This window comes from Blautia pseudococcoides, from assembly GCF_001689125.2.
Lineage (GTDB): Bacteria > Bacillota > Clostridia > Lachnospirales > Lachnospiraceae > Blautia > Blautia pseudococcoides.
Genome location: NZ_CP015405.2, coordinates 2,455,262 through 2,469,147, shown reverse-complemented (window position 1 = coordinate 2,469,147; position 13,886 = coordinate 2,455,262). Strand labels below are relative to the sequence as shown.

Below are 13,886 nucleotides of genomic sequence, written 5' to 3'. Positions count from 1 at the left end.
GTATTTGGTGATAAAAAGTTACTTTACAATTATAGGTTGTTATGCTATACTAAGCAAGTATGAGTACAGCCCTGATTCAGGAATTGGAAACTCCGACCGTTTCTTAATCAGAGGCGATTATAAAAAAATATGGAGGAACATACAATGATTTCTAAAGAAAAGAAACAAGCTATCATGACAGAATATGCAAGAACACCGGGTGACACAGGTTCACCGGAAGTGCAGGTTGCAGTTTTAACAGCAAGAATTGAGGAACTGACAGAGCACTTAAAGGTAAATCACAAAGATCATCATTCCAGAAGAGGTCTTCTGAAAATGGTAGGTCAGAGACGTGGTTTACTTGCTTATCTGAAGAAAACTGATATTGAGAGATACCGTGCTTTGATCGAGAAGTTAGGTCTTAGAAAATAATCAGTCAAACCTAGGGGCGGAGTATTCCGCCCCATTTTATCACGGCGAAGATACTGGAACCGAGACCACTGAAAAGGGTATTTCCCGGCTTGTTTTGGAAGTGCATTTTTCAGTTGTTTCGGACAGCGCAACGCCGAAGAACGAAAAGGAGATATAATATGTACAAGAGTTTTACCATGGAACTTGCAGGCAGAAACCTGACGGTAGAGATTGACCGTGTGGCAAAGCAGGCCAACGGCGCAGCCTTCATGCATTACGGTGATACCACCGTTTTATCTACAGCAACAGCTTCCGACAAACCCAGAGAGGGAATTGACTTTTTCCCTATGAGTGTTGAGTACGAAGAAAAATTATACGCAGTCGGAAAAATCCCGGGAGGATTTAACAAGAGAGAGGGAAAGGCCAGCGAACATGCGATCCTGACCTCACGTGTCATTGACCGTCCCATGCGTCCTCTGTTCCCTAAAGATTATAGAAATGACGTTACTCTGAGCAATATGGTAATGTCTGTTGATCCGGACTGCAATCCTGAGGTGGTTGCTATGCTGGGTTCTTCCATCGCAACCTGTATTTCCGATATTCCGTTTGACGGCCCCTGTGCTGCAACTATGATCGGAATGATCGGCGGAGAGCTGATCGTAAATCCTACACTTGCGCAGAAGGATGTCTCAGACCTGCAGCTTACCGTTGCATCCACAAGAGAAAAAGTTATCATGATCGAAGCCGGAGCCAACGAGATTCCGGAAGACAAGATGATCGAGGCGATCTTCATGGCGCATGATGTGAACCGTGAGATCATCACATTTATTGATAAGATCGTGGCTGAATGCGGAAAAGAAAAACACACCTATGAAAGTTGCGCAGTTCCGGAAGAACTGTTTGCGGCGATCAAGGAAGTTGTCACACCGGAAGCCATGGAAGAAGCTGTATTCTCAGATGACAAGCAGACAAGAGAAGGCAACATCCGTGTGATCACAGAAAAACTGGAAGAGGCCTTTGCTGATAATGAAGAGTGGCTGGCACTGCTTCCTGATGCTGTTTACCAGTACCAGAAGAAGACTGTCCGCAAAATGATCCTGAAGGACCACAAGCGCCCGGATGGCCGTGACATCAGACAGATCCGTGCTTTGGCAGCAGAGACAGACCTGATCCCCAGGGTACACGGTTCCGCTATGTTTACCCGTGGACAGACACAGATCTGTACCATCACGACACTGGCTCCTCTTTCCGAGGCACAGAGACTGGACGGACTGGATGAGTTTGAGACCAGCAAGCGCTACATGCACCACTATAATTTCCCATCCTACTCCGTAGGTGAGACAAAACCATCCAGAGGACCGGGACGCCGTGAGATTGGCCATGGTGCTCTGGCTGAACGTGCCCTGGTGCCGGTACTCCCCACAACAGAGGAGTTCCCGTACGCGATCCGTACCGTATCTGAGACTTTCGAGTCCAACGGTTCCACATCACAGGCAAGTATCTGTGCTTCCACTATGTCTCTGATGGCAGCAGGCGTTCCGATCAAGAAAACAGTAGCGGGAATTTCCTGTGGACTTGTGACAGGCGATACAGATGATGATTATCTTGTACTGACTGACATCCAGGGTCTTGAGGACTTCTTTGGAGATATGGACTTCAAGGTGGCTGGTACACATGACGGTATCACAGCGATCCAGATGGATATTAAGATCCACGGACTGACAAGACCGATCATCGAGGAGGCCATTGCCAGAACAAAAGAAGCCAGAGAGTACATCCTGACAGAAGTTATGGAAAAATGTATTCCGGCTCCGAGAGACCACGTGAATGCGTATGCACCGAAGATCATCCAGATCCAGATCGATCCTGAGAAGATTGGTGATGTGGTAGGCCAGAGAGGAAAGACCATCAATGCGATCATTGATGAGACTGGTGTTAAGATTGACATTGATGATACCGGTGCTGTTTCTGTCTGCGGCACAGACCAGGAGATGATGGATAAGGCGCTTCACTATGTGAAGGTCATCACCACAGATTTTGTGGAAGGCCAGATTTATACAGGCAAGGTTGTAAGCATCAAAGATTTTGGTGCATTCCTGGAATTCGCTCCCGGCAAAGAAGGTATGGTTCATATCTCTAAGATCGCCAAAGAGAGAATCAACCGTGTTGAGGATGTGCTGACTCTTGGAGACAAGGTAAAGGTAATCTGCATGGGCAAGGACAAGATGGGAAGAATCAGCTTCAGCATCAAGGACGTGCCGAAGGACGCACAGTAATTCAAAAATAGTGAGGGGAGAGCCAAGCCGCCTGTATCCGGGCCGCCGGTTCTCCCCTTTTATGCGCGGAGGCGCAGTACATGCGTCAGGATGCATGCGGCCTGTCAGCCGCCGCTGCATGCTTATGGAGGGAAAGTTCATGAGATATCACAATATTACAAAAGATGACATGCTAAACGGGGATGGCCTGCGGGTAGTCTTATGGGTATCCGGCTGCTCTCACTGCTGCAAGGACTGTCAGAATCCCATCACCTGGGATTGGGGAAATGGCCTTATTTTTGACGAGGCAGCAAAAGAAGAGGTTTTTGAACAATTGAGCAGGAATTACATATCCGGGATCACATTTTCCGGAGGTGATCCTCTGTATTTTCAAAATGTGCCGGATGTGACGGCACTGGCGAAGGAAATAAAGGAAAAGTTTCCAGCCAGGACCATATGGCTGTACACAGGATATCTGTGGGAGGAACTCCAGGGAAAAGAGATACTTCAATATCTGGATGTGCTGGTGGACGGCGAATTTGTCACAGAGAAGAAAGACATTGCCCTGAAATGGAAGGGAAGTTCCAACCAAAGGGTAATTGACGTACAGAGGTCCCTGAAAGAGGGGAATGTAATACTGCACGCAGAGTAAATAAAAAACAACATACAGGAGATGACAATGAGAAGAATCGCGAAATTTCATAAAGTGAGCAGAGAACAGTTTGCAGAAGGATGGAAGGATACCTTTGGCCAGGTGACAGAGGCGGAGACAGTGGCAGTATATGACAGCATAAAGCTTCCAAAAAGAGCTACCGCCGGAAGCGCAGGGTATGATTTTTACAGCCCTCTTTCATTTGAACTGAAACCGGGTGAGACTATGAAGATCCCCACAGGGGTGCGTGCTGAGATGGATGAGGGGTGGGTACTTAAGCTGTATCCAAGAAGCGGGCTGGGATTCAAATACCGCCTGCAGCTTAATAATACGGTTGGTGTTATTGACAGCGATTACTTTTATTCAGATAATGAAGGCCATATTTTTGTGAAGGTCACCAATGATTCCAATGAAGGCAAGACCGTAAACGTGGAGGCAGGTACTGGCTTTGCGCAGGGTATTTTCGTAGAGTATGGGATTACCGTGGATGATGATGTATGTGAAGTCCGCAACGGAGGCTTTGGCAGTACAACGAAATAATAGTTTTCTAGAAAACCTGGATGATTTTTCCCCTATCCGTCATTGTTTTCCCTATCTGTTCAGACTGCACAATAATCTGCGCAGCCTGCCGGGTTTTTACCGGATTGAACACTGCATTTTCTTTTATTCTGATATTCAGAATGCAGATATCAAATATAAAAGGGAAAGTTTACATAGCAAGAGCACATTCAAAAGCAAGGGCCAAGTACTTATTTGCTCCGGAAAGGCCGTAGTCGGTCAGATCGCGGGGCTGCCATGTGGGATTGTCCAGGCTGTCTGCCCCGTAGAAAAACTGGATAAACGGCAGATTACGGAATTGTGCAGCGGCCAGCAGAGCGGAATACTCCATATCCACGGCAATACAGCCCTGGTTTTTCCTGGCTTTTATCTGTGGTGTTGTCTCCCGGTATATGGCATCTGTTGTCCAGATCTTACCGCAGACATAGGGGTATCCGCATTTTTCAAGGCAGCCCTTTAATATTTCTGCAGAGTGGCTGTCAGAAAGGATCTCATTATCCGGGAGGAGATAGTGGTAGCTGGTCCCCTCATCACGGACAGCCCCTGTGGGAACAAGGATTCGGTCCTGGGCAGCCTCTTCATTCAGGATACCGCAGCATCCAAAGAAGACAAATTTCTCTGCACCCATGGCTGCCACCTCCTCCAAACCACATACACAGGCAGGGGCACCTACCAGAGACATATAAAATGCAATTTCCCTGCCGCCATAGACAATTTTATAAATTGGAATACGTCCATTGGCTGTATACAGATGTGCAATGATCTCCACACCGTCAAGGGCAGCCATGTGTTTGATGATTTTTTCGGAATATGTGGACACGCATAGTTTGGGAAATCCCGGCACCCGCGGAACGGTATCCGTGGGATTGATAAAGGCCTGGCCGGGAAGTTCATTTCTGTAAAATACGGTTTGCATGTTTTCCCCTTTCTATCATTCATATTTGTGGTTACAGTACCTGACAGCCGGTCAACAGCCAGCCGGGTCTTTTAACAGGAGCGTTTTGATCTGACTGGTGATCCCTTTGGGAATACGATCATCAATCTCCATAAGTTTGCTGTACATGCGGACTCCCTGATAAGAAAACACGATCAGGTTGTAAACAGCTTCCGGGTTTACTGAAGAGAATTCTCCGGTCTGTATCCCGTAGCGGATAAGGGCAGTCCACATGTCTTTTGACGTTTCATATTGCTCCCGGATAGAGTTATTGCTCTTGGTCATGGAAGGGCTGCTGAAAAATTCATAGATGGCAATACTGAGAGAATGCTCACTGTCAGTCATTTCGTTTTCATAGCGTTCCAGCACATCATATAGGATATCACGTGCGGGAACCTTTGCTTTGATTTTCTCTTCAAACTCGTTTTGCTGGCTGGCCATCAGCACTTTGACAATTTCCAGGAAGATCTGTGAAGTGCTTTCATAGTGGCGGTAAAGCCCGCCCCGGCTGAGTTTTGTTCTCTCACAGATATCCTTCATAGTTACATCTTTGAACCCTTTTTCTGCAAACAGACAAAATGCGCTTTCACAGATTAGCTGTTTTGTTTTTTCACCTTTTGCTCCCATAGGATATTTTACCTCACTTGCGACACATGTGTTGCTTTTTATTATGCGACATGGATGTCGTTTTGTCAATGGGAACTAGAGTTTTTTTGAAAACTGCTTTTGGCAGGATGTGTGTTACACTCTGGAATAAAATTACCGGGTTGCATTTCACCTGTATTTATGATAATATACTTTGGTAATCAAACTATTAGAAAATAAAAGTAAGTGGAGAGGCAAGGGACCAGTGCCGCTGTCCTGTCAGGCAGAGGGCAGGCAATCCTTGTGCGGAAAGAAAACTCTGCTTTCAGATAATAAAAAAGTCGGAGGATAGAGAAATGATCGTTGAACCTAAGGTAAGGGAATTTATCTGTACAACAGCACATCCCGAAGGGTGCCGGGAAAATGTAAAAAGACAGATCGCATATGTGAAGGAAAAAGGTCAGGTATGCGGACCGAAAAAGATGTTGGTAATCGGCGCATCCACAGGATATGGGCTGGCAAGCAGGATTACGGCAGCTTTTGCATGTCAGGCAGCTACCATTGGCATTATGTTTGAAAAACCGTCCAATGGCAAGAGAACAGCCACACCCGGCTGGTACAACACGGCGGCTTTTGAAGCGTTGGCGCAGGAGGAAGGTCTCTACGCAAAATCCATCAATGGAGATGCCTTTTCAGCGGAAGTAAAGCAGCAGGCAATTGAGATGATAAAAGAGGACCTGGGCCAGGTTGACATGGTGATCTACAGTTTGGCAGCCCCAAGAAGGACAACTGCGGACAATAAAACATGGTCCTCCACACTGAAGACGACAACAGGAGCTTTCACGGAGAAGAGTTTGGATTTAAGAAACAATACCATTGTAACCAAGACGGTAGAGTCAGCCAATGATGAGGAGCTGGAGGGCACCATCAAAGTTATGGGCGGCGAGGACTGGATGGACTGGATGGACGCGCTGACAAATGCAGGCGTGCTGGCTGAGAATGCGGTGACTGTGGCCTATTCCTACATTGGGCCGGAACTTACCTATCCTATTTATACAGAGGGAACCATCGGACAGGCGAAAAAGCACCTCACAGAGACCGCTGGCAGGATCAGGGAAAAACATCCGGGCATCCAAGCCTATATTTCAGTGAACAAAGCCCTTGTGACACAGGCCAGTGCAGCCATTCCCATTGTGCCTCTTTACTTTGCCATTCTGTATAAAGTAATGAAGGAGCAAGGGACACATGAGGGATGTATTGAGCAGATTTCACGCCTGTTTCATGACAAGCTGTTTGCAGGAGAAATTCCCATGGATGAACAGGGCCGCATCCGCATGGATGACTGGGAACTGGCACCTCAGGTACAGGATGCTGTCATGGACTGCTGGAAAGAGGTGGATACAGAGAATGTAAAGAAGCTTTCAGATATAGAAGGATACTGGGAAGATTTCTATCATATGTTCGGTTTCCATTTTGACAATGTAGATTACAGCAGGGATGTGGACATACAGGTGGAGATTCCAAGTCTGTAATGATCACGGGGATGTATTTTCAGACACGCTTTGACTCCGGGCAGATCACGGGGTGGACTGACCGGGAGGCGTTTTGAGTGCCGGCACAAAAACGTAGGCGCAGCGGAAGGTGCGGATGGTTTTTCTGCCGGTACTGTTGGAAAATAAAGATTGCTTTTTTTCGGTTTTTTTCGTATACTTTAAACATAGCAGCTGCAGCATACATATATGCATCGGCCATCTGCTTTTGTAAGGCAGGTTTTCTCGGACTGCGGTATTCTCTGGTAAGTTATCCGCTCTGTTATGCTTTATTACAATTTTATTTAAAATCTATCACGTCCTGTTCAGGACAGAATTTCCAAAAAAACAGAAAAATAATGGTAAAACCGTTTTCTGCAAAGCGCTAATTTGCTATTGCATTATTAGGGAACCTGTATCTATATTTACGGATACAGAGACAGTGATATTGATGTAAGCGGATGCTTTTTCAGAGTACCTGCAAGGAGGTACGGTGAAAAAATCCAGACCGTCCGGTGTACAGCAGATGTTTCCTGCCCATTCGGAGCATGAAGACAAGGCTATGAAGACCGCTGTGTCTTTTTTTGCCAAAGAACTGCTGCCTATGGTGGGCGTGAAACAGAAGGTAATAAGGATAGCGCCCACAGAGAGCGTTCATCTGGAACTGAAAAAATACTATGAGGATCTGAACCTGATCCTGGAGGATGATTCCTGCGGGCATCTGGAGTTTAGAGCAGAGACGGAGGAATCGAGGATATGAGGTGGTTCCGGCTTTATGAGAGTATTATCAGCTACCAGTTTGGGATTGATGTTGTGACCTATGTTATGTACAGCCGTCAGGTAAAACATCCTGTCACAAGTATGAGATGCGGTAAAAATACTTATAAAGTGGTCCCTGTGATACTGTCTGAAAAAGATGGAGACGGGCTTTTAAGAAAGCTGGAGGGGAAACAGAGACAGGTGTTTTGTACACACTGGCAGAAAAATTTCTGGAAAAAGAGGAGTTAGAAGAGATTAAGGAGGTGCTTAGTATGACGTGGCTGTACAGTATGCTGACCGAGGATGCAAAACGGGAAGGAGAAAGAAGAGGAGAAAGGCGGGGAACACTGAAAGGCATGGAAAAGGCGGCCGTGAGTTTTCTTGATATTCTGCCCCCCCAGGTAGTATCAGAGAAATCAGGCATTCCGCTGGAGCGGCTTAAAGAGCTGCAAAGCATGACACAGAAACAGACATAAGAAAAGCCGGCCGGATGGATGAGCTTCAGCTATCCTCCGGCTGGCTGTATTACTTTCCGGTCTGCCTATGACAAAAACCGTATCAGATTGTCGCCCATCACATCATTCCACTCTTCCTGCGTAAGCCCTCCATGTTTTCTGATATCTTCCACAAACATGGAAAAATCCATCTCCCTGCATTTGGAGGGATAGAGCAGCAGCGGAAAATCACTTCCGAAAAGCAGACGTTTACTTCCGATCATGGAGATGACAGCCCGGAAACTGCGGATATTATACAGCAGAGGATTCGCGGCTGTGTCGTAGCAGACATTTTTGAAGTTCCCGCTGTATTTGGGATTCATTTCATAGAAAGGAAGTCCGCCGCCCATATGGGCCAAAATGAGCTTTAAATCGGGATATTTCTTAACCAGTGCGGGAATAGGAGCCAGGCTGGTAAAGTCCCTGCCGGGATAGGCATGTCCTACCGGTTCCCCGCAGTGAATACACACAGTAAGGCCATAGTGCTGTGCACACTCCAGCACATCTATAAAATCAGAATCCTCAAAGTCATATCCATTTCCACCCGGCCCCAGCTCACCGATGCCGGTAAAACCCAGTTTTACACAACGCTCAATCTCAGCGATAGCTTTTTCACGGAACTTTGGGTTGATGGAAAGAAAACCTTTCAGCCTGTGGGGATGACGTTTCATCATATCAGCCATGTAATCATTGTGCATGGTCATGAGGCCCTCATCGTTCCAATACCAACCCTGCATAACAAGGCCGTAAATACCGGCTTTGTCCGCGCATTCCAAGGCTTCCTCCGCATTGGCCCAGGCCTCCTCCGTTCCTTTGCCGTTTTCCGGCTTTTTTGTGAGAAGGGCAAACCAGTTATCCCTGGCAGCGTATTTCTCCCAGTTCTGATAAATCTCAGGGGGAAACAGATGCACATGGCTGTCCCAGATCTTAAAATCATGCATGGCAATTCCTCCGCTTCTTTCGATCCAAACCCGGTAATTTTACAGATGGGGGTTACCGGTTTCTCTCCCCCGTCACTGCCGTTACTCTTTTTCTGTTGCCTCTTCACTTGGAAGATTGGCGATAAATTCATGGAAGCTCTCAGCAGCAGCCATGTACTCATCCTCCCGTTCAATATTAGTCACAACAGGGTTGCCGTCTCCATCCTCTGCATAACGGAACAGATAGGTCTCCCCGGATGTACTCTTGCCGTCTTTGTCAAGGGGAACAAGAGCAATGAACTCGCCGAAGTCCTCCACAGGGAAAGTGGTGAGTACGGCACACTCCAAAACCGTATTGTCCTCAAGGGTCAGCTTGATGGTTGGGTTCGGAACCCTTGGGATAGAGCCTTTGCCGGCGCTTTGACAGTCAGAACTGCAGGAAGCGCAGTCGCTTGGGTCGCAGCCTCCGATATTTGCTGTGAATGTTTCTTCACTCATATGTGATACCTCTCTTCTTTTCTTTCAGTGTAACTGTCCAGTGATTTTACAGTTACCTTTCAGTTTTCCAAATGCGGCTCTGCACCGCATTTGGACTGCTTTCATACTATCAGATTAAGGAAAAGATTGCAACTGTTACGAATTGGCGATTGCAATTTTATGGGGGCACACGTATAATGAGAATAGTCGTAACTGTGAACGTACGGAACAGTTGCGGGTAGTCTTTTGTAAAAGGCGAGGTACCAAAGAGGGAGGAATCATTGTGAAGCGGGACACTTCCTATGTGATTAAGAGAGCAGAGCATTTTAAGTCTATTTTGACAGCAGAAGGGTTTCTGGTGGGAATTGTGGCCGGACTTGTGGTCCTTTTGTACCGGGTACTGCTGGAGTACGCGGGCAGGGGCATGAACATGGTCCTTGATTACGGAAGAAAATATCCCCTGGTTGCAGGGGGCTGGTTTTTGGTATTATTTATTCTGGCCTGTGTTGTGGGGCGTCTGGTAAAATATGAGTCATTTATCTCCGGGAGCGGTATTCCGCAGGTGGAGGGAGAGATGGCAGGAAAATTAAATCAGATTTGGTGGAAAGTGCTGCCTGCAAAATTCTTGGGCGGCTTTTTGTCATTGTTCGCAGGGTTGTCCCTGGGAAGAGAAGGCCCGTCCATACAGATTGGGGCCATGGCGGGAAAGGCAGTATCGAAAATACTGGACAGGAGCAAGACAGAGGAAAAGTTCCTGCTCACCTGCGGTGCAAGTGCCGGTCTTTCCGCTGCATTCCATGCGCCGCTGGCAGGCGTTATGTTTTCTCTGGAAGAAATCCACAAGAACTTTTCCGTGTCTGTGCTGGTGTCAGTCATGACAGCGTCCATCACGGCAGATTACATATCTTCCAGATTTCTGGGATTCCGTTCTGTGTTTCAGTTTGAGATAACAGGCTCTATTCCGGCTAAGTATTATGGACATATTATTGTGCTGGGGATCATCTTGGGACTGATGGGAGCTTTTTATAATAAGATGACGCTTTTTTCCCAGTCATTGTTTGGAAAAATAAAGGGAAAGAGAGCGGAGACGACCAGGCTTCTCATTCCGTTCCTGCTGGCTGGGGCATTGGGTTTTCTTATGCCGGAAATCCTGGGCAGCGGACATAATATTATTGATATTATCACAGAGGGCAATGTGATGCTGAGAACCATCCTCCTGCTGTTTGTGATGAAACTTATATTTTCCGCCATCTCCTTTGGTTCCGGCGCACCGGGAGGCATTTTCTTTCCGCTGCTGGTTCTGGGAGCTTTGATCGGCGGAGCATACGGAACTTTTGCGGTGCAGTACCTGGGACTTGACCCGGATTATCTGAATAATCTGATCATGCTGGCAATGGCTGGATATTTTACAGCTATCGTGCGGGCGCCTATCACAGGTATTATCCTTATTTTTGAGATGACAGGCAGTGTCAGCCAGATGCTGTCCCTGTCTCTGGTGTCTATTGTGGCCTTTCTGGTGGCAACTGCTGTGAAGTCACAGCCTATTTATGAGAGTCTGCTGGAAAATCTGCTGAGAAAGCGGGGCGAGCCGGTGCCGGAGAAAACAGGAGAAAAGATTTTACAGGAGTTTGTGGTACGCCATAACTGTGAGCTGCAAAATAAAATGGTGCAGCAGATTGAATGGCCGAAAAACTGCCTTCTGGTGGCAGTACAGAGAAGCGGTGTGGAACTGATCCCAAAGGGGCGCACCATACTAATGGCCAGTGATACCATTATTACCATGACAGATGAGCAGGATGCGCCGGCAGTACATGACAGGATGGAGGTCCTGTGTTCGGAGCAGGAGAAATTGAAATGAGGTGGACAGCTTGATGAAGAGAAGTGACGAGGCATCAAAGGAGATACAAGCTTTGCCCGTATATCCGGGAAAACCGGGAGTTACCAGGACAGATAAGGGATATCAGTTTACAGTTTCTGTCCCCGATGGGGAGGAGGCATTTTTACTTCTGTACTATACAGGAGAGAAAGAGCCGGTGAAGGAGATTACACTAACAGACGGGAAAAAGATAGGAAATTTGATTTCTGTCTGTGTGGATGGTATTTCTCCGGACCGCTATGAGTATAATTACCGTATCGGAAATGAAGTGATACAGGACCCCTATGCGGTCTATCTGTCCGGTACAGGGCCGTTCGGCCAGGCCCAGAGTGAAAATCCGGATATCATCCGGTGTGGTTTCCGGAAAGACAAGTACAGATGGCAGGATGAGGATTTTAAGCCCTCCTCCCTGGCCGATACCATTATCTATAAGCTGCAGGTGCGGGAGTATACCATGCAGAAAAATTCCAGGGTGCGTTTAAAAGGGACATTTAAGGGACTGGAGCAGAAGATAGAGTATCTGAAAAACCTGGGGGCCACGGCAATGCTTTTAATGCCTGCCTATGACTACAGGGAAACAATAGGAGAACGAAGCAGCGGGAGACGGGGAAACCCTTCCTTAGCCTATCAGAGCAGTGAGCCAACGAAGGTAAATTGCTGGGGATATACAGGGGAAGCTAATTATTTCGCACCAAAGGCATCTTTTTGTGCCACGGACCGACCCGTGCGGGAATTTTCCCATCTGGTGGATTCTCTTCATAAGGCTGGGATGGAGTGTCTGATGGAGTTCTATTTTGATGGTTCTGTCAGTCCTTCAGTTATGCTGGATATTCTGCATTACTGGAAGCTGCAGTACCACGTGGATGGATTTCATCTCATGGGGAGCGGCATCTGCCAGGAGGTTTTGGTGAGGGATGCACTGCTTTCCAGGACGAAACTCTTTTTCCATGATGTGGACGGCGGATACCTTTACCGGGGAAAAGAACCTGCCTATAAAAATGTGGCAGAGTATAATGAAGGATTTCTTTACTGCATGCGCCATCTGCTGAAAAGTGATGAGAACATGCTGGAGGATTTTATTTATCGGAACCGCAGGAACCCAAAAGAGACGGGAATCATTAATTATTTGGCGGACCAGGACGGCTTCACTATGATGGATATGGTGTCCTATGATGAAAAGCACAATGAGGACAATGGTGAGGACAACAGGGACGGCATGGAGTATAACTGCAGCTGGAACTGCGGGACGGAGGGGCAAACCAGGAAGAGAACGGTCAGGGAGCTGAGACTGCAGCAGCTTAAGAACGCATTTCTGCTCCTTCTGTTAAGCCAGGGAACGCCTCTGATCTTCCAGGGCGATGAGTTTGGAAATTCCCAGAAGGGCAACAATAATGCCTGGTGTCAGGACAATGAAATGGGCTGGGTGGACTGGAATGCTTTCAAATCCAATCAGGAATTGTACGAATTTGTGAAAGAGGCCATTGCCTTCAGAAAAAAATATTATATCCTGCACATGCAGGAGGAGCTGAAGGGCGTGGATTACAGGGCACTTGGGTATCCTGATCTGTCTTATCATGGAGCGCAGGCATGGTATGCGCCCTGTGAGAGAAATCTGCGGCATCTGGGCATGATGTACTGCGGAGACTACGGCAGGCAGGAGAAAGAGTTTTTGTTTGTAGCCTACAATCTGCACTGGATGCCCCATGACTTTGCACTCCCCAATCTGCCGAAAGGGGCTGTGTGGAAATTCGTGGTGAGCACCAGCAAGCAGGAAGGAAAGGTATTTACAGAGGAAGATGTGAAGACGGCCAAGCAGAAAGGAAAAGGAAAAAGATCTGTGGAGGTGCCGTCCAGAACCATTGCAATATTAATCGGAAAGCAGGAAACAGCGTAATGCATATATGGGCACATTTCAAGACAATTACCAGCCATAAGCTGCTGGTCATGCGCTACTGTTTTAAGATAGGTCTGTACCGGCAGGGACTTCTGCACGACCTGTCAAAATATTCCTGGACGGAGTTTTCCGTGGGATGCAGGTATTATCAGGGAAACAGAAGCCCGAACAATGCAGAGCGGGAGGCCACGGGACTGTCTGCTTCCTGGATCCATCATTATGGAAGAAACAAGCACCATTTTGAACACTGGGTGGACTATGGTGTGGATTGCAGAACCGTCATACAGGGCGTTCCCATGCCCAGGAGATATATTGCAGAGATGGTCATGGACCGGATCAGTGCTTCCAGGGTCTATAATCCCGGAACCTATACGGACCAGGCACCTTTGGCGTATTTTCTGAAGAGCAGGGACCGGCTTTGGTTTGTGCATGAGAAGACCAATGAGGATCTGGAGTTTTTGCTGCGCATGCTGGCAGAAAAAGGGGAGAAAGATACCCTGGAGTATATTAAAAACGTGTATTTAAAACAAAAGTAAAATCCGGTATCAGGGGAGAGAGTGGTT

15 protein-coding genes are annotated in these 13,886 nt (G+C 47.3%); 11 read left to right on the top strand and 4 right to left on the bottom strand.

What is annotated here, in order from left to right:
* The first annotated feature begins 144 nt into the window (after positions 1-144).
* The 4 genes from rpsO (at position 145) to A4V09_RS11795 (ending at position 3,837) form a co-directional block, all read left to right on the top strand.
* Complete coding sequence (gene rpsO, locus A4V09_RS11810) at positions 145-411, top strand: 30S ribosomal protein S15 (RefSeq protein WP_065542529.1); 267 nt, start codon at positions 145-147, stop codon at positions 409-411.
* A gap of 158 nt (positions 412-569) precedes the next feature.
* Positions 570-2,666, top strand: coding sequence for a polyribonucleotide nucleotidyltransferase (locus A4V09_RS11805; RefSeq protein WP_065542528.1), 2,097 nt, complete (start codon positions 570-572; stop codon positions 2,664-2,666).
* 139 nt (positions 2,667-2,805) lie between these two features.
* Complete coding sequence (gene nrdG, locus A4V09_RS11800) at positions 2,806-3,297, top strand: anaerobic ribonucleoside-triphosphate reductase activating protein (RefSeq protein WP_065544749.1); 492 nt, start codon at positions 2,806-2,808, stop codon at positions 3,295-3,297.
* A 27-nt stretch (positions 3,298-3,324) separates the two neighbouring features.
* On the top strand, positions 3,325-3,837 hold the full coding sequence (locus tag A4V09_RS11795; RefSeq protein WP_065542527.1) for a dUTP diphosphatase: 513 nt from the start codon (positions 3,325-3,327) through the stop codon (positions 3,835-3,837).
* Positions 3,838-4,006: 169 nt separating this feature from the next.
* On the opposite strand, the gene A4V09_RS11790 is transcribed toward A4V09_RS11795, so the two are convergent.
* Together A4V09_RS11790 and A4V09_RS11785 are read right to left on the bottom strand one after the other, a co-directional pair.
* Positions 4,007-4,771: a nucleoside phosphorylase gene (locus tag A4V09_RS11790; RefSeq protein ID WP_065542526.1), complete on the bottom strand. Its 765-nt coding sequence runs from the start codon at positions 4,769-4,771 to the stop codon at positions 4,007-4,009.
* Between the two features lie 51 nt (positions 4,772-4,822).
* Positions 4,823-5,416 carry a TetR/AcrR family transcriptional regulator gene (locus tag A4V09_RS11785; RefSeq protein WP_065542525.1) on the bottom strand — a complete coding sequence of 198 codons (594 nt, stop codon included), beginning with the start codon at positions 5,414-5,416 and terminating at the stop codon, positions 4,823-4,825.
* A gap of 314 nt (positions 5,417-5,730) precedes the next feature.
* On the opposite strand from A4V09_RS11785, the gene fabV reads away from it, so the two are divergent.
* The 4 genes from fabV (at position 5,731) to A4V09_RS11760 (ending at position 8,138) form a co-directional block, all read left to right on the top strand.
* The gene (gene fabV, locus A4V09_RS11780; protein ID WP_065542524.1) at positions 5,731-6,906 is read left to right on the top strand and encodes an enoyl-ACP reductase FabV; all 1,176 of its coding nucleotides are present in this window, start codon (positions 5,731-5,733) and stop codon (positions 6,904-6,906) included.
* A gap of 490 nt (positions 6,907-7,396) precedes the next feature.
* Positions 7,397-7,663, top strand: a complete 267-nt coding sequence (locus tag A4V09_RS11770; RefSeq protein WP_065542522.1) for a hypothetical protein — start codon at positions 7,397-7,399, stop codon at positions 7,661-7,663.
* On the top strand, positions 7,660-7,911 hold the full coding sequence (locus A4V09_RS11765; RefSeq protein WP_065542521.1) for a hypothetical protein: 252 nt from the start codon (positions 7,660-7,662) through the stop codon (positions 7,909-7,911). The genes A4V09_RS11770 and A4V09_RS11765 overlap by 4 nt, the downstream gene beginning before the upstream one ends.
* A 23-nt stretch (positions 7,912-7,934) precedes the next feature.
* Entirely contained in the window at positions 7,935-8,138 is a 204-nt protein-coding gene (locus tag A4V09_RS11760; RefSeq protein ID WP_065542520.1) for a hypothetical protein, read from the top strand.
* A 65-nt stretch (positions 8,139-8,203) separates the two neighbouring features.
* Here the strand turns inward: A4V09_RS11760 and A4V09_RS11755 are convergent, their stop codons facing one another.
* Positions 8,204-9,097, bottom strand: a complete 894-nt coding sequence (locus tag A4V09_RS11755) for an amidohydrolase family protein (RefSeq protein ID WP_065542519.1) — start codon at positions 9,095-9,097, stop codon at positions 8,204-8,206.
* Between the two features lie 81 nt (positions 9,098-9,178).
* Positions 9,179-9,574 carry a DUF1292 domain-containing protein gene (locus A4V09_RS11750; RefSeq protein ID WP_065542518.1) on the bottom strand — a complete coding sequence of 132 codons (396 nt, stop codon included), beginning with the start codon at positions 9,572-9,574 and terminating at the stop codon, positions 9,179-9,181.
* Between the two features lie 262 nt (positions 9,575-9,836).
* Here A4V09_RS11750 and A4V09_RS11745 point away from each other — a divergent pair, with 262 nt between their 5' ends.
* Genes A4V09_RS11745 through A4V09_RS11735 form a run of 3 tightly spaced genes read left to right on the top strand, consistent with a single transcriptional unit; the run spans position 9,837 to position 13,859 of the window.
* Positions 9,837-11,411 carry a ClC family H(+)/Cl(-) exchange transporter gene (locus A4V09_RS11745; protein WP_065542517.1) on the top strand — a complete coding sequence of 525 codons (1,575 nt, stop codon included), beginning with the start codon at positions 9,837-9,839 and terminating at the stop codon, positions 11,409-11,411.
* Between the two features lie 13 nt (positions 11,412-11,424).
* Positions 11,425-13,323 carry a glycogen operon protein GlgX gene (locus A4V09_RS11740; protein ID WP_242964077.1) on the top strand — a complete coding sequence of 633 codons (1,899 nt, stop codon included), beginning with the start codon at positions 11,425-11,427 and terminating at the stop codon, positions 13,321-13,323.
* Positions 13,323-13,859, top strand: coding sequence for a DUF5662 family protein (locus tag A4V09_RS11735; protein ID WP_065542516.1), 537 nt, complete (start codon positions 13,323-13,325; stop codon positions 13,857-13,859). The genes A4V09_RS11740 and A4V09_RS11735 overlap by 1 nt, the downstream gene beginning before the upstream one ends.
* The last annotated feature ends 27 nt before the right edge of the window (positions 13,860-13,886 follow it).

Bases quoted from the DNA above. Each gene is read 5' to 3' on its own strand.
- rpsO (WP_065542529.1), top strand. From the start codon at position 145: ATGATTTCTAAAGAAAAGAAACAAGCTATCATGACAGAATATGCAAGA.
- A4V09_RS11805 (WP_065542528.1), top strand. From the start codon at position 570: ATGTACAAGAGTTTTACCATGGAACTTGCAGGCAGAAACCTGACGGTA.
- nrdG (WP_065544749.1), top strand. From the start codon at position 2,806: ATGAGATATCACAATATTACAAAAGATGACATGCTAAACGGGGATGGC.
- A4V09_RS11795 (WP_065542527.1), top strand. From the start codon at position 3,325: ATGAGAAGAATCGCGAAATTTCATAAAGTGAGCAGAGAACAGTTTGCA.
- A4V09_RS11790 (WP_065542526.1), bottom strand. From the start codon at position 4,771: ATGCAAACCGTATTTTACAGAAATGAACTTCCCGGCCAGGCCTTTATC.
- A4V09_RS11785 (WP_065542525.1), bottom strand. From the start codon at position 5,416: ATGGGAGCAAAAGGTGAAAAAACAAAACAGCTAATCTGTGAAAGCGCA.
- fabV (WP_065542524.1), top strand. From the start codon at position 5,731: ATGATCGTTGAACCTAAGGTAAGGGAATTTATCTGTACAACAGCACAT.
- A4V09_RS11765 (WP_065542521.1), top strand. From the start codon at position 7,660: ATGAGGTGGTTCCGGCTTTATGAGAGTATTATCAGCTACCAGTTTGGG.
- A4V09_RS11760 (WP_065542520.1), top strand. From the start codon at position 7,935: ATGACGTGGCTGTACAGTATGCTGACCGAGGATGCAAAACGGGAAGGA.
- A4V09_RS11755 (WP_065542519.1), bottom strand. From the start codon at position 9,097: ATGCATGATTTTAAGATCTGGGACAGCCATGTGCATCTGTTTCCCCCT.
- A4V09_RS11750 (WP_065542518.1), bottom strand. From the start codon at position 9,574: ATGAGTGAAGAAACATTCACAGCAAATATCGGAGGCTGCGACCCAAGC.
- A4V09_RS11740 (WP_242964077.1), top strand. From the start codon at position 11,425: ATGAAGAGAAGTGACGAGGCATCAAAGGAGATACAAGCTTTGCCCGTA.
- A4V09_RS11735 (WP_065542516.1), top strand. From the start codon at position 13,323: ATGCATATATGGGCACATTTCAAGACAATTACCAGCCATAAGCTGCTG.